This window comes from Haloferax sp. ATB1 (genome assembly GCF_000730175.1).
Map to the genome: position 1 here is coordinate 1 of NZ_JPES01000120.1, position 19128 is coordinate 19128.

Genomic DNA, 19128 nt, shown 5'->3' on the forward strand with positions numbered 1-19128 from the left:
GGCGGTCCCGGAAGCATGGGCGGCGGCCCGCGCGACCCCGAGCAGGGAAGCGGCAGCGACGAACAGCTCGTCCGCGAGGTCCGACAGCTCCGCGACGAGGTCCGCGACGTCAACCGCGAACTGCGCCGCATCGCCGACGCGCTCGAAGGTCGCGACTAACGCGGTTTCGCAGTCGGTCTCGCTGTTTTTTTATTCCGACGCCAACCGGTCGTAGAGCGCCGCGAGTCGGTCGACAGAGCGGTCGACGCTCACCTCGTCGCGGCGGTCGAGACACCGCGCGCTGAGTTCCTCGCGCTCCGCGAGCGCCCGCCGAATCCCGCGGCGGAAGCCGTCTAAGTCGCCGGACTCGTAGTGGTAGCCGGTCACGCCGTCGAGGACGGTGTTCTCCAGCGCGCCCTCGTTGACGCCGACGACGGGCGTCCCGCAGGCGTTGGCCTCCAGCGCGACGAGCCCCTGCGTCTCGACGGGGCTCGGGAAACAGAACACGTCGAGCGCGGAGTAGAGCCCCGGCAGCTCCTCGCGTTCGAGGAACCCGAGAAAGCGGGCGTCGACGCCGAGGTCCTCCGCGAGCGCGGCGAGCTGGTCGCGGGCGGGGCCGTCGCCGCCGAAGACGAGCGTCGCGTCGAGGTCGGCCGCGGCCCGGACGAGTTCGTCGAGGCGTTTCTCGTAGCCGTGTCGGCCCGTGTAGCCGATGAGGGGACCGTCGCCGAGGTCGTAGCGTCGGCGGAAGTCGTCGCCCTCGACGGGTTCGAACCGCTCCACGTCGATGCCGTTCGAGAGGACGACGATTTCGGTCTCGACGCCGACCTCGTCAACGAGGCGGCGCTCGGCGTCCTCGCTCGGAACGATGACCGCGTCGGCGCGGTCGAAGAACCACCGCTCGTACCGCTCGGCGGTGCGCTCGACGCCGCGCTCGATAGCGCCGACGGAGCTGAGGTACTCGGCGTACTCGCCGGTCGGGGTGTGGTAGGTCGCCACGAGCGGGAGGTCGCGCCGGCGGGCGAGTCGGAGGCCGGCCAGCCCGAGACCGAACGGGGTGTGGGCGTGGACGACGTCGACGTCGCCGACGGCCCCCGGAATGCGCGGCGCGCCGATTCGAATCCCCTCGTAGAACGGGAAGGGAAGGCTTCGAACGCCGTACTCGCCCGGTTCCGGGTCGTAGTCGTCGTCCGCCGGGAACACCACGTCCATGCGACCGCCGCGGCGGTGCCACCGCTCGCGCCACGTCTGAATCGTGTAGGTGACGCCGTTGACGGTCGGTAGGTACGTGTCGGTGAACGCGGCGACCGACTGCATGGCCGTTCGTGCGACCCCGACGGGATAAACCGTTGTGACTTCCCGCTGGACTGTCGTGTGTTACCGAACCAATCGGCCGTCTCCTAGGGTCGGCCAACGAGAGTCGCCAGTCGGGCGTCGGTCACTCAGCCTTCGAGTTGGCCGGACAGCGCGTCCTCGTACGTCTCGACGAGCCTGTCGCCGACGCGGTCGAGGCTGTGTTCGGCGGCCGTCTCGCGGGCGTTCTCGCCGAGTCGCCGCCGGAGGTCGGGGTCGCGGGCGAGCAGGTCGAGCGCCCGGCGGAACTCCGCATCGGTCGAGCACTTCAGGCAGTCGTGGCCGTGGGTGTAGAACTCCTCGAACACCGGGATGTCGCGGAGGACGACCGCCTTCCCGCAGGCCATCGCTTCGAGGACGGCGATGCCCTGATTCTCGTTTTTGGTCGCGAAGAGGTAGACGTCGCCCGCGCCGAACGCGCCGCGGATGTCGTCTATCCAGCCGGTGAACGTGACGTTCTCCGGGGCGTTTTCGACCCAGTATCGAACTTTCTTCGAGGCGTGCGGACCGGTGTCGTAGGGGCCGAACCACGCGAAGTCGTAGTCGGTCTCCTGCGCGAGCGTGCAGAACGTCGTGAGGCCCTTGCGCTCGAAGACGTTGCCGACGGTGAAGACGGTCATGCCGTCGAGGTCGTACTCGGCTCGGTACTCGTCGCGGAGCCCTTCGAACCCCTCCAGCGCCTCGGTGTCGACGCCGTTCGAGACGGGGCGAATCGGCGCATCGATCGGGTAGGATTCGAGGGTTCGTTTCGTGTACTCGGACGGACAGAGCACCACGTCGGCCTGCGAGTAGAACCACTTGAGGTACTTCCCGAGGGCGGGGGCGACCGCGGTCGACCCGCGGAAGCTCTCGGCGAAGTCCTCGCGGGTGACGTGCGAGTGGAGTACGAGCGGGATGTCGTTCCGTTTGGCGTGCCTGGCCACGGCGAGCGAGCCGGGGCCGATGAGGTTGCAGTGGGCCACGTCGTAGTCGCGGACGACCCCGTCGCCCCGCAGGAGGCTCGCAGCACCCGCGGCGACCGACTCGGGCCACGGGGAGGTGACGACCTCCACGTCGGTCGTGGCGAGGGCCGCCCGCTGCTGGTCGGTGGCGGTGCCGATGCCGCTACGGTCGAGCTGCGAGGCGAATTCGAGGTAGTTCAGGACGCGCACAGTCGCCGTTCTTCGGGGCGGGGTATCACAGTACCGGCTTCGGTCCCCGTTGTCGCTCCCGCGTCGCGGTTCGGAACGTCTTTGTCCGGGCCGCTCGCCCGAACGTGTATGAACATCGCGGAGGAGCGCATCGACCGACTCCACGACCTCGCCCGCGAGGCGGCGAGCGACCGCGACCACGACCGCGCCCGCGAGTACGTCCGCCTCGCCCGGCGGGTCGCAGAGCGGAACCGCTGCGGCCTCCCGAAGGCGTTCCGTCGGTTCACCTGCGACGACTGCGACGCCTACCTTCTCCCGGGCGTCAACGCCCGCGTTCGGACCCGCGCCGGCGGTCACGTCGTCGTCAGATGCGACTGCGGGGCGACGAAACGCTACCCGTACTGACCGCCCTGCGGCGATTCCGGCAGTATCGGCCCGTTCCAGCGTGTGTACGACAACCAAACGGCCGTCAAAGCCTTACTATTGAAGCCCTCCGGCACATAGTGGAGGCCACGCATGAACACGCAGGAGCTGCGAAAGGAGGCCCACGACCTCGACGTGACCGTCTGGGTGGGTAAGAGCGGAATCGAAGCGGTGGTCGGCGAACTCAACGACCAACTGGCCGACCGGAACCTCGTGAAAGCGAAGTTCCTCCGGGCCGCCCTCGGCGGCACGACGGTCGACGAGGCGGCCGCCGACCTCGCCGAGCGGGTGAACGCGGAACTGATAGAGACGAGGGGGAAGACAGCGGTTTTCCATCGATGAACGGACTCGCGCTTCCGCTCCAACTGCAGGGTGACGGCGGTGCAGTCGGTCGGTTCCTCGCCCAGCAGAACGTTCCGTACCCGGAGACGCTCGGGACCCTTCTCGGGTTCGTCCTCGGCTTTGCCGTCGTCTACATCGTCGGCAAGGCCGTCGTCTCGTCGCTTCTCAACCGCGTCCTCGACCGGCGCGGCGCGGAGGAGCACGCGAAAAAGCCCCTGATGAAGGTCGCGACCCTCGTCGTGGCGTTCGTCGCGCTCGGCTTCGGCTTCGGCTTCGCCGGGCTCGGCAACTTCCTGCAGTCGCTCGCGACCATCGGCGCGGCCGCGACGCTCGCAATCGGCTTCGCGATGCAGGACGTCATCGCCAACTTCGTCGCCGGTATCTTCATCTTCACCGACAAGCCGTTCCGCATCAACGACTGGATTGAATGGGACGGCAACTCCGGCGTTGTGGAGGACATCTCCTTCCGCGTGACGCGCGTTCGAACCTTCGACAACGAACTGCTCACCGTGCCGAACTCGCAGCTCACCGACGGCGTCATCAAGAACCCCGTCGCGAAGGACAAACTCCGCCTGCAGGTGCCGTTCGGCATCAGTTACGACGACGACATCCACCAGGCGACCGACATCATCCTCGACGAGGCCGAAAAGCACGACGGAATCATGGCGACGCCCGAGCCGTCGGTCAGACTGACCGAACTCGGCGACTCCGCGGTCGTCCTGAAGTCGCGCATCTGGATTTCCGACCCCAGCCGCGCCGACTTCGTCAAGACCCGCGGCGAGTACGTCACGGCCGTCAAACAGCGGTTCGACGACGCGGGAATCGAGTTCCCCTACCCGAACCGCACGCTCAGCGGCGAACTCTCGGTCGGCGGCGTAGAGCAGTTCGCGCAGTCCAACGACTGAAGCGCAGAGCCGACCGCGGGACCGGTCCCGGACGGTTCACACACCGATTCTCCCATTTTGTCACCGGCCGATAGCGCCGGGAAGACGCCGCTTAGAGTTCGATGCGCTCGACGAGCCTGTCGTCGGACTTCGTGTTGACCGCGACGATGCGGACGTGGTCTTCGAGGCCCGAGCCGTCGAGTTTCGCCTTCAGGAGGTTGTCGACCTGATAGACGCCCGCGGCGTTCACCATCTCGATTTCGACGAGGACCGCCGACTCGTCGCCGGGCTTCAGGACGACGTTGTTGATGGCGCGGCTGGAGAGCGTGTTGATGCCGCGACCGCCCTTCTCGTAGGGGATGCGCGACCGGCCGCGCTCCATGTCGAGCGCGTCGGCGACGCGGATGACGCCGGCTTCGAGCGTGAGCGGGTCTTCCTCGCGGTGGTGACAGAGGATGGCGTGGAGGACCTCGGCCTTGATTCGGACCGCGTCGGCGAGGTCGTAGAACTCGGGGAGGAAGCGGTCGAGCACGTCCGACGCGAGCGGAATAGAGTAGTAGGCGTGGTTGTCGCGGTGGACGATGTGACCGATGTCGTGTAGTTGCGCCGCGAGGGCGATGATGACCGCCTCGTCGGCCTCGTCGAGTCCCTGTTCGCGCGCGCCGTTGAACTCGCAGCCGCCGGCTTTGAGCAGGTCGTACAGCCGGAGCGCGCGGTTCAGAACGATTTCGATGTGCTTCGGGCCGTGGTCGTTGTAGCCCTTGCGCGTCACCGCGTTCACGTTCTGGGCTTCGAGGAGCGTCTTCACTTCCTCGTCTTCGAGGAGCGCGGGGAGCACCTCGTTGAGCTTCTCGTCGGGGAAGGCGTGGTCCGCCTCGGGGTCGTAGACGCGGCCGCCGTTCAGGGTGTCTTCGGTATCGCTCATGACCCGCAAGGTGGTCGCACGGAGAGAAAAGAACTTGGGCTCCGAATCAGGTGCGCTAACGCGTCGCGCGGTCGGACGCCTCTACGCGGCCTCGGTCGGTTCTTCGAGCTTCGAAGCGGCGGCCTCGACGGCCTCGTAGTCGGGTTCGACGCCGGGGTCGTCGCTGACCCACGCGTAGGTGACCTCGCCGTCTCGGTCCACGACGAACACAGCGCGCTTCGCCACGCGGTTGACGCCGAGGTCCGCGAAGTCCATCGCCACGTCGTAGGCGTCGATGAGTTCGCGGTTCGTGTCGCTAATGAGCCCGAAGTTGAGGCCGTTCTGCTCGGCGAACTCAGTCAGCGTGAACGGCGTGTCGATGCTGATGCCGTACACCGTCGCGCCGACGTCCTCGAAGTTGGCCATCTGGTCGCGGAAGGTGCACATCTCGGTGGTGCACGTGCCGGTGAAGGCCGCGGGGAAGAACGCGAGGACGATGGGCGCGTCGTCGAGGTTCTCCGAGAGCGTGAACGACTCGATGTCGCCGTCGATGTCGGTAAGCGGTGCGGTGAAATCCGGGGCTGCGTCGCCGACTGATACCATACGGGTGGCATTTGACTCCGCACACATTATTTCACCGTCCTCGGAAATTCAGGAGTCGCTGACGGTGGACCGGGGCCGTCCCCGACGCCTCGGGCGACCGAGCGCGTCCGGCAACCCGGCCACAAGCTTTTCGTAGGAGTTACGCGCCGAAACGCGTCGATTCGGCCGATGCGGGCGTTCCGTCACGCCGATATTCCGTCTTTCCAGAACCCGCAGAAGGCAAAAAGCCTATAATTGCCACTAGGTAACGCAGAAATAGCGATGTTCGAGACCATCACCCCACTGTTCCCGGGACTCCCGGGCGGGCCCGAGCTGCTCGTCGTTCTGCTCATCGTCGTCCTGCTGTTCGGCGCGAACAAGATTCCGAAGCTCGCTCGGTCCTCCGGGCAGGCCATCGGCGAATTCCAGCGCGGCCGCGAGGAAATCGAGGACGAACTGCAGGATATGAAGGGCGACGACGAAGACGAAGACGACGCCACCACGGAGAGTTCGACCGAGTCGGTCGAAACCGAGTCCGCTTCGACCAAGTCGTCGAACTAACCGCAGCTCACTCTCTCTCTTCTGCCCGCGCAGGGCGAACCACGCGATTTTTGACCAGTCCTGAGAGACTGCGCCGTAGGGCGTGTGGCCTAGTGGACAGGGCGAGAGGTTCCTAACCTCTCGATCGCGGGTTCGAATCCCGTCACGCCCGTTATCGTGACGAGCGGAGTGAGTCCGATAACGCACCGTGCGGGATTCGCAATCCGACGAGACGAGCGAAGCGAGTCTCGGCACGGTTCGAATCCCGTCACGCCCGCTTCGCTCACTTCGTTCGCTCAGCGGCCGTTCCTGAGTCCCACTCGCTCCGCTCGCGGGACTCCCGTCACGCCCGTTTTCCGGCGAACGAAATGAGCCGTGAAAACGGCACAGGGATTCGAATCAGGGAGCAACTCGCAGAGTTGCGACCGAGGTTCGAATCCTCGGATTCACAACCCTCGAAAACGCCCTTTCCTCACCGCTCTTTCGTCTCCACGGCAGCGAAATACCGGCCCGTAACGCGACGACCCGTCTCCCGTGCTGCGAGATATATCAGAAAACCACCATCCTACGGATGTCCCTCGATTCGCCCCGGTTCACGCCGCGATAAAGCCCCAATTAAGCCGGGGGTCTGGATGCGCCGCCACGACGTTCTCTTATAAAATAGTATAAAAATATAACTTAAAGAGGACTTAAACTGTGAATTAGCTGAGAAAAAGACTTTTCCATCGGCCCGGATACCCGGTGACAATGGCAACCGACGACGCCGACGGAGGGGAGCGAAAGGCGTTAACGGGTGATGTAACGCCACCCGAGGAGAGCGACACCGCTCCGGAGCAGGCGTCGAACGCGCGCGTCGGGTCGTACACGTGGGCGGACTTTCTCGACGAGTACGGAAGCGACGGCGACGTCGAAGCGCTCTACGGGACCGACCCGCGGACGCGACGCGACGCGCCCGGCACGTCCCGGTGGGAACAAGACGACGAGCGGGCGGCCTCGACGCCGACCCGGACCGACTGGGACCGCGTCGACCTCGACCCCGAGGAGTACCTCGACTGTCACCCGGTCGACGTGGCGGAGTTCATCGGTAAGCGCGGCGCGCACGCGACGGACATCAACGAGCAGTTCGAAGCCTTCTGCGACCCCGAGACGACGCCCGTCGTCAAGGACGTCTGGCTGTGGGAACACTACAAGCGGGAGTACTACTACGAGGACGACGGCTCCCGCCCGCGCGATTCCGAGGGCGAAATCGTCCGCTTCGACGGCGAAGAGGCGCTCGGTTTCGACCCCGACTACATCGAGAACGCGCTCGCGCGGGCCGGCCAGCGCGCCGAGGAACTCGACGCCGTCGTCGAGGAGCGCACGGTCGATGTCGACCCGGAGTTCGACGAGGACGCGTTCTTCTCCAGCGTCGACGGCACGACCACGCTGGCGAACCGCTACGACCTCGAGAAGGCCGTGCCGATGGAGAAGAAGACGCACTTCCGCGAGGTCGAGCGCTACTGGGTGAACAAGCCCTACGCGTTCGTCATCATCTTCCACTCCGTCAAGGAAAACGAGAAGAAGTACTACGTGGTCGAACCGCACCTGAACCGCATCGAAGACGACCTGACGGAGTTCCTCACGAACAAGCTTCGGACCGCCATCAAGTACGGCGACGAGAGCGTCGTCGAGGGCGGCCGCGACAACCGCGGGCGAGTCATCGAGGCCGAGACGTACGAACTGCTCTCACGGTACGACCTCTACGACCCGCCGAAATCGGCGTCTGCGGCGGGTGGAAGCGACGACGCTTCGACCACTGACGCGGCGGAGACCGTGTCTTCGGGCCTCGCGTCTCGGCTCGGACTGGGCGGCCTTTTCGGCGGCGGAAACGGCTCGTCGGCCGACGCTTCGACGACCGCTTCGACCCCCGGTCGGTTCGGCGGACTCGGCTCCCGACTCGGGTTGGGCTCAGTCTTCGGCGGTCGCTCACGCGACGCCGACGATGGCGAACCGCTCGGCGGTATCGACGGCATCGCCGCCCGGCCCGAACCGGCGGTCCTCGCCGACGACGCCGACGACCTGAACGACTACCAGGTGCGGAAGCTCCAGTACTACCTCCGCCGCGACTTCATCGGCTACGAGCGCATCGACGGCATCAAACACGACATCAACGTCGAGGACATCTCCTGCGACGGCTACAACTCGCCGGTGTTCGTCTACCACTCCGACTACGAGCAGATCATCTCGAACGTCTACCACGGCGAGGGCGAACTCGACGACTTCGTCGTGAAACTCGCCCAGCGCTCCGGGAAGGGCATCTCGAAGCGCCGCCCGCAGGTCGACGCGACGCTCCCCGACGGGTCGCGCGCGCAGCTCACCCTCGGCCGCGAGGTGTCGGACCACGGGACGAACTACACCATCCGCCAGTTCAAGGACGTCCCGTTTACGCCCATCGACCTCATCAACTGGTCGACGTTCTCGCTGGAGGAGATGGCGTTCCTCTGGCTCTGCATCGAAAACGACAAGAGCCTCATCTTCGCCGGCGGCACGGCGTCGGGGAAGACCACCTCGCTCAACGCCGTCTCGCTTTTCATCCCGTCGAACACGAAAATCGTCTCCATCGAGGACACCCGCGAGGTCGAACTCCCCCAGCGCAACTGGATCGCCTCCGTCACCCGGCCGTCGTTCGCGGACGACGACAAAGGCGACGTCGACGAGTTCGACCTGCTCGAAGCCGCCCTCCGCCAGCGCCCCGACTACATCGTGATGGGCGAGATTCGCGGCGAGGAGGGGCGGACGCTGTTCCAGGTCATGTCCACCGGTCACACCACGTACACGACGTTCCACGCCGACTCGGTCGGCGAGGTGCTCAAGCGGTTTACGACCGCGCCCATCAACGTCTCCAAGACGATGTTCACCGCCCTCGACCTCGTGTCCATCCAGACCTCGACGCGGGTCGGCGGCAACAAGGTTCGCCGGAACAAGTCGCTCACCGAAATCAACCACTACGACCCGGAGAACGACGAAATCAACGTTCAGGACGTCTACCAGTGGCAGGCCGAGACCGACGAGTTCCTCCAGATGGGGTCGTCGAACACGCTCGAAGACATCAAGTTCGACCGCGGCTGGAATCACGAAACGCTCGAACTGGAGGTTTTCAAGCGGCAGGTCATCCTCGCGTACCTCATCGACCGCGGGCTCAACACCTACACGCAGGTCGCGGCGACGTTCCAGGCGTTCATCAACGACCAGGACACCATCCTCGGGCTGATGGCGACCGACGACCTCGAACGGAGCCTCGAAGACCTCCGGGAGATGGAGTCTGTCCACATCAACATCGACCCCGAGAGCGAGGCGATGGTCCCCCGGCCGGACCCGCCCGAACACGTCCGGAAGCTGGCGCAGGACATCCTCGGTCGAGCCGAAGACGAGCTGTTCCCCGACTACCGGGGGCGCGACGTCGGCGAGGTCGCGGATGCGCTCAACCACATGCGCGATGCAACGGACGTGGAGGCGACGCCCGGCGAGCGGGACGAACTCGACTCGCTCGAAGCGTCGAGCCGCGACCCCGAACTCGACGAGGGACGCGACCGGTCCGAACTGGACGCGGGCGACGAGACCCCCGAAATCGAGGGCGACCGCGGCCCCTCCTCGCTCGACGGCGAGGACGAGACGCCGGCGCTGGAATCGGGGCGCGACGCGGACGACGAACCGGACGGCTTCGGAGACGACGACGGGCCGTTCGGTTTCGACGACGCCCCCTCGTTGTCCGACCCCAACGACGACGCCGACCTCGACGACTTCTTCGGCGCGTTCGGTATCGACGGGGGGTCGGGGTCGGCTTCGGGGCCGGCCGCCGACCCGGACGACGGGGCGAACCCGGGCGGGCACGGAGACCACGAAGCGGACTCAGACGACGAGGGCGACCGCGGAGACGAGACGTGGGGGCGGCTTCGAGGCGGCCGAGGCCGACGACCCGCCGGACGCCGACGACGCGGACGCGCGCGGTTCGGACTCCGGTGAGGGGGAGTAGATGAGCAACCTCGATTCGAACGGCTCGGGCGGGCTCGACCGCAGCACCGACACCCTCGGCGACGCCTTCTACCCGCTGTTTCAGTTCATCTTCGACACGGACGGGGAGTTCGTCGCCGACGTCGAAGAGAAGCTCCAGCAGGCCCGGATGCCCGACACCGTCGAACTCTACCTCTCGCGGGCGCTCGCGGTCGGCGTCCTCGTCGGCCTCGTGCTGTGGCTCGTCGGGATGGTCGTCGGCTACGGCGTCTTCGCGCTCGGACTCGTCTCGGCCGACTCGCTGAGCCTCGGGATTCCGGTCGGGAGCGAGGCCACGGCGGCCACGCTCCGGTCGCTCGCGATGCCCGCGGCCGTCGTCCTCTCGGGGCTGGTCTTCGGGTCCCTCGGCTTCGCCGGCGGGTTCGGGACGCTCGTCGCCATCCCGTACTCGACGGCGTCCGCCCGCAAGCGCGAGATAAACATGCTCCTGACGGACTCCGTCTCGTTCATGTACGCCCTCTCCGTGGGCGGACTGAACCAACTGGAGATACTGGAGGCGATGGCCCGCGCCGAAGACACCTACGGCGAGGTCTCCCGGGAGTTCCAAAGCATCGTTCAGGAGACGGAGTACTTCGGCACCGACTACCGCAACGCCATCCGCCAGCAGGCGATTTTGACACCCTCCGACGAGCTCTCGCAGTTCCTGACGGACATGCTCTCTATCGTCAACTCCGGCGGCGACATGCAGGGCTTCCTCGACGACAAGAAGGACAAGCACCTCCGGACCGCGAAACAACAGCAGGAACAGACGCTGGAGACGATGGAGTTGTTCGGCGAGATGTACATGACGCTGTCGCTGTTCCCGCTGCTTCTCATCATCATCCTCGTCATCATGAGCATGCTCGGGGAGGCCCAGTCGAGCCTGCTGTACGCGACCGTCTACGGGCTCATCCCGCTGACCGGGGTCGGCTTCCTCGTGCTCGTCTCGACGGTCAAACAGGACGAAATCGGCGACGGCTTCCTCAGCCCCGACGACGAGAGCGACCGCCTGCAGGGCCAACAGCGAGAGGGCCTCGTCCACATGGGGCTCATCGAGAGCTACGTCGGCGAGTTCAGCCTCTTTTCGCGCATCAAGTCCCGCGAGGGGACGTTCAAGACGAAAGAGCTCCTGCGCCGGCCGCACCTGTTTTTCAAACAGCATCCGCTTTTCACCCTCGCGCTGACGGTGCCCGCGGCGCTCGCGCTCCTCGCCGTCGCCGTCGTCGGCGGGGCCGCTCCGACGACGTGGGACGGGATGATAGCGAACCCCGTCTGGGGGACGTTCATCTGGTTTTACGTTCCGGTCTACCTCGTCGCGGTGCCGCTGACCGTCTTCCACGAGTGGAACGTCCACTCGCGGTCGGCCATCACCGGAAAGCTCTCCGACAACCTCCGCAAGCTATCGAGCGCGAACGACACCGGTCAGACGCTCCTCGAATCGGTCAAAACCGTCTCCGACACCTCCTCGGGGAAGCTCGCCGACGAGTTCGAGGTGATGCACGCGAAGGTCCACTACGGGATGAGCCTCAAGGAGGCGCTCGTCGAGTTCAACAACAAGTACCACATCCCGCGGCTCGCCCGGACGGTCAAGCTCATCACGAAGGCCCAGGAGGCGTCGAGCCAGATAACCGAGGTGCTGACGACGGCCGCGCAGGCCTCCGAGAACCAAGACGACATCGAGCGCGAGCGCATCTCGCGGACCCGGATGCAGGTCGCCATCATCCTCATGACGTACGTGACGCTGCTCGCGGTGATGGCCATCCTGAAGACGCAGTTCCTCGACGTGATGGCCGGGCTCTCGTCGCAGGCGTCGAGTTCGGGCGGCGCGACGACCGGCGGACCGAGCTTCGGCGGCGGCATCGACCCCGACCTGCTGTCGCTTCTGTTCTTCCACGGCGTCACCATTCAGGCGATGCTGTCGGGATTCATCAGCGGCTACATCCGCAACGCGGACCTCCTCTCGGGGGTCAAGTTCGTCGTCATCCTCCAGACGCTCTCGCTCGCGGTGTGGATGGTGGTCGGATGACTCGGCCCCGCCGCCGCGGCGACGGTCGCCGCGAGACGGGCGGCCGGAGCGCCCGCGCCCAGACGACCATCGACTTCGCCGTCGGCGTCGGCATCTTCCTCCTCGCGGTCGCGTGGGTCGTCGGCACCATCCCGCAGATTCTCGACCCCTTCGAGGCCGAACAGGACCGCCCGCTGGTCGCCAACCGCGCCGCCGACTCGCTCACCCAGCGCCTGCTCGTCGACGACGAGAACCCCGACGTGCTCGACGCGGCCTGCACCGAGGCGTTCTTCGACGGGAACCCGCCGCCCGGCGACTGCGACTACGGGAACGCCGACCCCAACGCCGCGACCGGTATCGGCGCGTCGTACGGGCTCAACGTCACGCTCTCGCGGGGCGGGAGCGTCGTCGAGACGACCGGCGAGCCGGTCCCGACCACCCGGAGCGTCGTCACCGCGCGGCGGGCCGTCCTGCTCGACGGCGACCTCCACGAACTCGCGGTGAGGGTGTGGTGACCGTGTCTCGCGCACAGGCCCACGCGCTCGAAGCCATCGTCGCCGCGATGGTGCTCCTCGCCAGCGTCACGTTCGCGCTGCAGGTGACCGCGGTGACGCCCCTGACCGCGAGCACGTCGAGCCAACACATCGAAAACCAGCAGGCCGCCGTCGCCGACGGCGTCCTGACGGCGGCAGCCGAGACCGGCGCACTGAAGCGAACGGTCCTGTTCACGCACCCCGAAAACGGGAGTTTCTACGGCATCGACGCGCGCGGCTACTACGTCGACGGCGGGCCGCCGACCGCCTTCGGGGCGATGCTCAACGAGTCCTTCTTGGACCGCGGCATCGCGTTCAACGTCTACCTGCACTACCTGCGCGACCGGGAGGTCAGACGGACGACCCGCCTCGTGTACATGGGCGAGCCGAGCGACCACGCCGTCTCGCGGACCCGGCTCGTGACGCTCACGGACGACGACGCGCTGACCGAACCGGGAACCTCGCCGGGCGGCGAGCCTCGCGCGGTCGAGACGCCGAAGACGCTCGAATCGGTCGACGCCGCGGCCGACGAGGAGTACTTCGTTCAGGACGGGAGCGCGGGGCCGCTGTACGGCGTCGTCGACGTGGAGGTGGTCGTATGGCGGATGTGACCGACGCGTTCGAGCGCGCGAGCGATGCAGTTGGAGAGGCGAGCGAGGCGGACGGCCCGAGGCGGTTCGGCGGCGACGACCGCGGCCAGCTGATGCTCGTCGCCGCGCTCGCAATCGCGGTGCTCCTCGTCGGCCTCGCGCTGACGCTCAACACCGCGATTTACACGGAGAACCTCGCCACGCGCACGACCGACACGAACCTCGACGGGGCGGTCACCCACGGCGGCGCGGTCGAGGCGGGCGCGGGGGCGGTCCTCGACGAGACTAACCGCGAGGGCGGAACGTACGGCGAACTCAACGACTCGTTCGGCGAGGCGTTCGGCAACTGGAGCGACGCGGCCGCGACGCTCGCCGCGGTCAGAGGGTCCGCGACAGACGCCTCGCACGTCGACCGCGTCCGAGGCACGCGAATCTCCCAGACCGACGCGGCGCGGAACTTCACGGACAGGAACGAGACGACCGACTGGACGCTCGCGAGCAACGTCGGCGTCCGGGGCGTCCGATTCAACGTCTCGCGCGACTCGCTCGCAACGAGCAGCGGGTCGGCGTTCGAACTCGTCGTCGACGACGGGGCCGACACCGTCGAGACCGAAATCTACCAAAATACGACGCAGGGGCGCGTCTTCGTGACCGTCGAGGACGCCGGCGGGACCCGGACGACCTGTAGCGTCGCGGCCGATGCCGGCGACTACGTCACCGTCGACGTCGCCGACGGCCGGCTCAACGGGACCGCTTGCGACCCGCTCGACGCGGTTCACACCGACCTCGACGGCGCGGCCACCGTTTCGTACCGGAACGCGGGGGCCGCCGAGGGCTCCTACGAACTGTACGTAGACGAGACGAACGCCACGGTCTTCGACGCGACGAAGTACGCGTCCGCCGGAAGCGGGTCGTCACCGGTCGCACAGGAGGCGCTGTACGCCGTCACCGTCTCGTACGTCTACGAGTCGGGCGAGACGTACGTCTACCGAGAGCTTCGGGTCGCGCCGGGTGAGATTGCGTGACGCCGCCGACGTCCCCGACCGACCGGGGTGACCGCGGTCGGTGCGAGGAGCGCGCGGGCCGCTCTCGGTCCCGCTCGACCGACCGCGCCGTCTCGACGGCGCTCGGCTACGTGCTCACACTCACCATCACGGTCGTCCTCATCTCTGGGCTGTTGGTCGCCGCCGGCGGGTTCGTCTCCGACGAGCGCGAGCGGGTGACGGAGACGGAACTCGACGTCATCGGGAACCGGCTCGTGGCCGGCATCGAGTCGGTCGACCGAATCGGGGCCGCCCCCGGCGAGTCGCGGGTCGAGGCGACGGTTCGACTGCCGCCGAGGGTCGCCGGCACGACCTACACCATCGAGGTGCTGTCGGCGTCGAACGAACTCGTGCTCACCTCGACCGACCCCGAGGTGGCGGTCCGCGTGCCCGTCAAGACCGAGACCTCGCTGGCCGCGAGCAGACTCGACGGCGGCGACGTGACCATCACCTACGACTCGGCATCGGGGACGCTGGAGGTGGTGTCATGAGCGACCGCGCCGTGAGCGACACGCTCGGGTTCGTGTTCGTCTTCGCCATCGTTCTCTCGATGGTCGGCCTCGTCACGGCCGTCGGCATGACCGGCCTCCAAGACGCCCGCGACGTCGAGCGCGTCAACAACGCCGAGCGCGCCCTGGACATCCTCGGCGACAACATGGAGGACATCGCGAACCGTGGCGCGCCGAGTCGGGCGACCGAGGTGAAGCTTCAGGACGCCAGCCTGACGCTCGGTCGCCCCGTCGAGTTCGTCGTCTCCGGAGAGCGGTCGGGGGACCCGTCGGTCAACTTCACCAACACCTACGAGGTCTCTCCGGTCGTCTACGAGAGCGATTCCAGCGACGAGCGGGTCGTCTACGCGTTCGACGCGCTCTTCCGGACGCGAGGCGACAGCGGGACGTTCGTCCGCCGGCCGTCGCTGGTGCTCACCGACGAGCGGGTGTTGATTCCGGCGTTCGTGACGCGGCCCGACGAGGAGGCGACGACCTCCGTCGGCGGGTCGGGGACGTTCCTCATCCGCGCCGACAAGGCCGCCAGCGACGTGTTGGCCGCGCGGACCGACGGGCCGTACGACGTGAACTTGACCGTTCGCTCCCCCCGTGCGGCGCTCTGGGAACGGGAGCTATCGAGCCGCCCCGACGTGACCTGCGGCGACGTGGTCGAGCCGCCGGACGCCTACCCGAGCGTCTCGTGTCACGTCAACGGGACGGCGCGCGTCCACGTCGTCTCGACGTCGGTCGATATGACGTTCGCCGACTGAGCCGAAACTGGCACCGGAACCGACCGTGACCGTCGGGTCGGCGGGCGGGCGGACCCGCTCACTCGACGTCGACTTCGACCTCGTTTTCCGTGACGTGCAAGAAGGTGATGAACTGGCCGCCCTCGGCTTGGTCGTAGTCGAGCTCGCCGCGGGACCCGGACTCGTCGACGCTCTGGCTGTTGCCCGGTCCGTCCGTGACTGTCAGTTCGAACTGCGGCGCGGCGAGCGAGAAGTAGTGGTTGACGACGAACTCCATCGAGGCGGTGTCGCCTGCGGCCTTCGAGAACGTCTGGCCGCTGTCCGCGGCGTGCTCGTCGAAGGTGACGCTGTCGTAGGCCTCGCCGTCGACGATTTCGGGGGCGAACTGCCACTTGTTCTGGTTGCCGAAGCCCTTGTCCGACTGGATGTCGCCGTAGGTCATCGTCTCCGAACTCGTGAAGTCGACGGTGAGTTCGGGGTTGCTCAGCGAGCAGTCGATGCTCACCGCGTCGCTCGTGTCCGGGTCGAGGTCGGTGGCCTGCCACCCGTGGTATCTGCCGTCTTCGGTCGCGTAGTAGAGCGTCAGGTCGAACGTGCCGTCGTAGCTATCGCCGCTACACTTGTCGTCGGCCTGCACGTGGAGTTCGAGGTCGCGCTGGTCGCCGTCGTAGTACATCCCCCACTCCATGTTCTGGAGGTGCTGGTCGTTCGAGAGCGTGAGGGTGAACGTCGAGACGTTGTGGTTCCCGGCCATCCCGCGCACGTCGACCGAGGTGCCCTCGTTCGGCATCTGGAACTCGCCGACGAGGCCGAGCGTCTCCAGTTTCACGCTCGCGGTTTGGTTGGCGTCGTCGACCGTCACGGTGCCCTCGCTCCGCGACTCGAAGAACGACGCCCAGCCGCGGTAGTGGTCGCTGTGGACCGTCACGACGATTGTCCCGTTACTGACCGGGTTGTCGTAGCTGGCCGTCGGTAGCTCGTCGTAGTACGCCGTCTCGTTCGGATAGATGCGATGGGCGCGTTCGGTCGCCGCGACCCTCGCGGAGACGTCGCCCGACGACGACCCGTCGCCGGCGACGCGGACGACCGGAAGCGTCAGCGTCGCACCGCGGTAGTGGAACTCCGGCGGCGAGACCATCGTCGTCCCCCCGTCCTGCGTGCGCCAGACGCCGCCGCCCTCGTAGGCGATGCGGGCGTCGCCGTTGCGGTACTCGACGCTCCCGAGCGATTCGTTGTAGAGCTCTTGGTCGTCGCCGGCGTCGGTGTAGTTCTTGTGCGTGATGCTCAGCCAGCCGCTGTCGTCGTCGACGACGTAGGCACCGCCGCCGGTGCCGCTGAGGTCGACGTACTGCGTTTCGCCCTCGCCGAGCGCGGAGATGGCGACCCGCGAGTCGAAAAGCGTCATCGAGTGCTCGGCGCGCGTCAGTTGGGACGCCTGTTTCGTCTCGTCGAGGGCGACGCCGCCGAGGGCGACGACGGCGGTCGTTCCCGCGACCGTGATTGCTAACAGGAGCACCACCGCGATCGGCGAGGTCTGCGCCGTCCGGTCTCTGACGACGCGATAGACCAGTGGGACTCGGGGGCGACCGCTCATTACCTGACTGAAGGAGACGCGGGGTGAAAACCTCGCGGGGTACCTGACAGTCCGGTAAGTAGAATCGTTCGAGAGGCGTGTTCACGCGGCCGTCGAGCGGAACAGTGGACTCGCCGGGAGTCACGTGAGTGAAACGAACGTGACGTCGGCGAGTCCACGAACGACTGACGGAGCGAAGCGACGGAAGGAAGTGAGTGGACTCGCCGGGATTTGAACCCGGGGCCTCTCCCATGCCAAGGGAGTGATCTACCCCTGATCTACGAGCCCTCAAACGCAATCATTCATTCCCCGGTCGAATAAATAAGGGCTTCGAATCGTTCGACGGCCGTGGGGCGGTCGCGTGGGCGGGCGAGCACTCCAGAACACGACGGCGGCGACGAACCGACTCGCTTTTTCCGTCGCTGGCGGAACGACTCGGTATGACCGACGACGACGCTCCCGAAGTTCCGGTGGTGTGTGAGGCCTGCGACACGACCACTCGCGTTCCGCTCTCGGAGGTCGCGGACGCCATCGAGCGACACAACGAACAGGTCCACGACGGCGAGGACGTCGCGCAGGTCGACCCCGAAATCGTCCGGCACGTGACCGACCTCGCGGCGAAGGACATGAGCGTGTTCGAAGACGAAGACGAGGCGTGAGTTCGCGCCGAAACATCGAGCCGTAGCATCGGCTCGCCATTTTTTCACTTCGTTCAGAAATGGACTCGCCGGGAGTCCCGCGAGCGCAGCGAGTGGGACGTCGGCGAGTCCACGAACAACTGACGGAGCGAAGCGACGGAAGAAAGTGAGTGGACTCGCCGGGATTTGAACCCGGGGCCTCTCCCATGCCAAGGGAGTGATCTACCACTGATCTACGAGCCCGCACCCTCCGATAGCCGTCGCCCGTTTAGAAGCCCTTCGATTCCGACCGGGACGAGGCGGGGCCGAGTCGAAACGGTTTAACCCGGCGCGCGTGGACAACCCGATGGGAATCCAGCACGGCCGCAAATCTGACTTCGCCCGTTTGGGCTTGGGATTGCGGTAGTGCCCCGGCAGTCGGTGACACGACTGCGGGGTACTCGTTTCTGCGGTCAGTGCGGTTCCAACCCGCAACAATGGCACGAATGCACACCCGCCGCCGTGGCTCGTCCAGCTCGGACAAGCCGGTGGCAGACGAAGCACCGGAGTGGAGCGACGTCGACGCGGCTGACATCGAAGCCCGCGTCGTCGAACTTGCAGAACAGGGCAAGGACCCGAGCCAGATCGGCCTGTCCCTGCGCGACGAAGGCGTCAAGGGCGTTCCCGTCCCCGACGTCAAGCTCGCCACGGGCAAGAAGGTCACCGCCATCCTTGAGGAGAACGACGCCGCAGGCGACCTCCCCGAGGACCTCCGCAACCTCATGGAGCGCGCCATCCGCCTCCGCGAGCACATGGAGGAGAACCAGCAGGACAAGTCCAACCGTCGCGCGCTCCAGAACACGGAGTCGAAGATTCGCCGCCTCGTCTCGTACTACCGCGGCGACAAGCTCGACGACGACTTCACCTACAGCTACGACGTCGCTGTCGAACTCCTCGAAGAGTAACTGAATGTCCGTGAGCCCCGCCGAACAGACACCCGCCGCCGACGCCGCCGCGACCCTGCGCGAGGCGACGTTCGTTCGTCTCCGCGTCCACGGGAGCGGTGCCGCCGTCGCAGCCGCGGGTGTCGTCGGACGGGCGCTCAGGACACTCGACGTCCCCTTCCGCATCCGCGCGACCGACGCCCCGGACACTGTCGCAAACGACGACGTTGTGGCGGCCATCGGGCTGTCGGACGCCGGTGCGGACCTCGAACTCGACCCGACCGACGCCGTCTCGGTCGTCCGCGAACTCGGTGTCGACCCCGACCCGGCGGTCGCGCTGGCCGGCTTCCACGCCGCCGGTGAGACGCCGGACGACGACACCGAACTCGCTGACGCCGCGGGCGTCGAAGCCGGACCCGG

Annotated in this window: 18 protein-coding genes, 3 tRNA genes and 1 pseudogene; 15 read left to right on the top strand and 7 right to left on the bottom strand. The window is 66.8% G+C overall.

Annotated features, from left to right (window positions below):
* Window positions 1–189 precede the first annotated feature (189 nt).
* Window positions 190–1296, bottom strand: coding sequence for a glycosyltransferase family 4 protein (locus ATB1_RS19535; RefSeq protein WP_042666660.1), 1107 nt, complete (start codon window positions 1294–1296; stop codon window positions 190–192).
* Window positions 1297–1421: 125 nt separating this feature from the next.
* Complete coding sequence (locus ATB1_RS19540; RefSeq protein ID WP_042666661.1) at window positions 1422–2483, bottom strand: glycosyltransferase family 4 protein; 1062 nt, start codon at window positions 2481–2483, stop codon at window positions 1422–1424.
* Between the two features lie 108 nt (window positions 2484–2591).
* Here ATB1_RS19540 and ATB1_RS19545 point away from each other — a divergent pair, with 108 nt between their 5' ends.
* From ATB1_RS19545 to ATB1_RS19555, 3 genes are all read left to right on the top strand, one after another.
* Window positions 2592–2867: a ribonuclease P protein component 4 gene (locus tag ATB1_RS19545; RefSeq protein WP_042666662.1), complete on the top strand. Its 276-nt coding sequence runs from the start codon at window positions 2592–2594 to the stop codon at window positions 2865–2867.
* Between the two features lie 111 nt (window positions 2868–2978).
* On the top strand, window positions 2979–3227 hold the full coding sequence (locus ATB1_RS19550) for a YhbY family RNA-binding protein (RefSeq protein ID WP_042666663.1): 249 nt from the start codon (window positions 2979–2981) through the stop codon (window positions 3225–3227).
* A complete protein-coding gene (locus ATB1_RS19555; RefSeq protein ID WP_042666664.1) occupies window positions 3224–4132 on the top strand; it encodes a mechanosensitive ion channel family protein in 909 nt (302 codons plus the stop codon). The genes ATB1_RS19550 and ATB1_RS19555 overlap by 4 nt, the downstream gene beginning before the upstream one ends.
* Window positions 4133–4223: 91 nt before the next feature.
* Here the strand turns inward: ATB1_RS19555 and ATB1_RS19560 are convergent, their stop codons facing one another.
* Both ATB1_RS19560 and ATB1_RS19565 read right to left on the bottom strand, forming a co-directional pair.
* Window positions 4224–5036 carry an HD domain-containing protein gene (locus tag ATB1_RS19560; protein ID WP_042666665.1) on the bottom strand — a complete coding sequence of 271 codons (813 nt, stop codon included), beginning with the start codon at window positions 5034–5036 and terminating at the stop codon, window positions 4224–4226.
* An 81-nt stretch (window positions 5037–5117) separates the two neighbouring features.
* A complete protein-coding gene (locus ATB1_RS19565; RefSeq protein ID WP_042666666.1) occupies window positions 5118–5618 on the bottom strand; it encodes a redoxin domain-containing protein in 501 nt (166 codons plus the stop codon).
* A 261-nt stretch (window positions 5619–5879) separates the two neighbouring features.
* Between ATB1_RS19565 and ATB1_RS19570 the strand changes: the two genes are divergently transcribed.
* The 9 genes from ATB1_RS19570 to ATB1_RS19610 all read left to right on the top strand — a co-directional run bounded on the left by ATB1_RS19570 (window position 5880) and on the right by ATB1_RS19610 (window position 15595).
* Window positions 5880–6158, top strand: a complete 279-nt coding sequence (locus ATB1_RS19570; protein WP_042666667.1) for a twin-arginine translocase TatA/TatE family subunit — start codon at window positions 5880–5882, stop codon at window positions 6156–6158.
* Between the two features lie 78 nt (window positions 6159–6236).
* Window positions 6237–6309, top strand: a tRNA-Arg gene (locus tag ATB1_RS19575).
* Window positions 6310–6884: 575 nt separating this feature from the next.
* Window positions 6885–10139: a type II/IV secretion system ATPase subunit gene (locus tag ATB1_RS19580; RefSeq protein ID WP_394324779.1), complete on the top strand. Its 3255-nt coding sequence runs from the start codon at window positions 6885–6887 to the stop codon at window positions 10137–10139.
* 10 nt (window positions 10140–10149) lie between these two features.
* Window positions 10150–12192, top strand: coding sequence for a type II secretion system F family protein (locus tag ATB1_RS19585; RefSeq protein ID WP_042666668.1), 2043 nt, complete (start codon window positions 10150–10152; stop codon window positions 12190–12192).
* Window positions 12189–12686 (top strand): hypothetical protein, encoded by a 498-nt coding sequence (locus ATB1_RS19590; RefSeq protein WP_042666669.1) that lies wholly within the window; start codon window positions 12189–12191, stop codon window positions 12684–12686. The genes ATB1_RS19585 and ATB1_RS19590 overlap by 4 nt, the downstream gene beginning before the upstream one ends.
* Window positions 12680–13315, top strand: a complete 636-nt coding sequence (locus tag ATB1_RS19595; RefSeq protein WP_042666670.1) for a hypothetical protein — start codon at window positions 12680–12682, stop codon at window positions 13313–13315. The genes ATB1_RS19590 and ATB1_RS19595 overlap by 7 nt, the downstream gene beginning before the upstream one ends.
* The gene (locus ATB1_RS19600) at window positions 13303–14319 is read left to right on the top strand and encodes a hypothetical protein (protein ID WP_042666671.1); all 1017 of its coding nucleotides are present in this window, start codon (window positions 13303–13305) and stop codon (window positions 14317–14319) included. The genes ATB1_RS19595 and ATB1_RS19600 overlap by 13 nt, the downstream gene beginning before the upstream one ends.
* Window positions 14316–14828 (top strand): hypothetical protein, encoded by a 513-nt coding sequence (locus ATB1_RS19605; protein ID WP_042666672.1) that lies wholly within the window; start codon window positions 14316–14318, stop codon window positions 14826–14828. Before ATB1_RS19600 ends, ATB1_RS19605 begins: the two co-directional genes overlap by 4 nt.
* The gene (locus ATB1_RS19610; protein WP_042666673.1) at window positions 14825–15595 is read left to right on the top strand and encodes a hypothetical protein; all 771 of its coding nucleotides are present in this window, start codon (window positions 14825–14827) and stop codon (window positions 15593–15595) included. The genes ATB1_RS19605 and ATB1_RS19610 overlap by 4 nt, the downstream gene beginning before the upstream one ends.
* 58 nt (window positions 15596–15653) lie before the next feature.
* Here ATB1_RS19610 and ATB1_RS19615 read toward each other — a convergent pair whose 3' ends face one another.
* Both ATB1_RS19615 and ATB1_RS19620 read right to left on the bottom strand, forming a co-directional pair.
* Window positions 15654–17168 carry a hypothetical protein gene (locus ATB1_RS19615; RefSeq protein WP_042666674.1) on the bottom strand — a complete coding sequence of 505 codons (1515 nt, stop codon included), beginning with the start codon at window positions 17166–17168 and terminating at the stop codon, window positions 15654–15656.
* A gap of 195 nt (window positions 17169–17363) precedes the next feature.
* Window positions 17364–17435: transfer RNA gene (locus tag ATB1_RS19620), tRNA-Ala, on the bottom strand.
* 152 nt (window positions 17436–17587) lie between these two features.
* On the opposite strand from ATB1_RS19620, the gene ATB1_RS19625 reads away from it, so the two are divergent.
* Entirely contained in the window at window positions 17588–17806 is a 219-nt protein-coding gene (locus ATB1_RS19625; protein ID WP_042666675.1) for a hypothetical protein, read from the top strand.
* Window positions 17807–17956: 150 nt separating this feature from the next.
* On the opposite strand, the gene ATB1_RS19630 is transcribed toward ATB1_RS19625, so the two are convergent.
* Window positions 17957–18028: transfer RNA gene (locus ATB1_RS19630), tRNA-Ala, on the bottom strand.
* Window positions 18029–18261: 233 nt separating this feature from the next.
* On the opposite strand from ATB1_RS19630, the gene ATB1_RS19635 reads away from it, so the two are divergent.
* Both ATB1_RS19635 and ATB1_RS19640 read left to right on the top strand, forming a co-directional pair.
* Window positions 18262–18729, top strand: coding sequence for a 30S ribosomal protein S15 (locus ATB1_RS19635; RefSeq protein WP_042666676.1), 468 nt, complete (start codon window positions 18262–18264; stop codon window positions 18727–18729).
* A 4-nt stretch (window positions 18730–18733) separates the two neighbouring features.
* Window positions 18734–19128 (top strand): annotated as a pseudogene (locus ATB1_RS19640) (exonuclease); the annotation flags it as partial.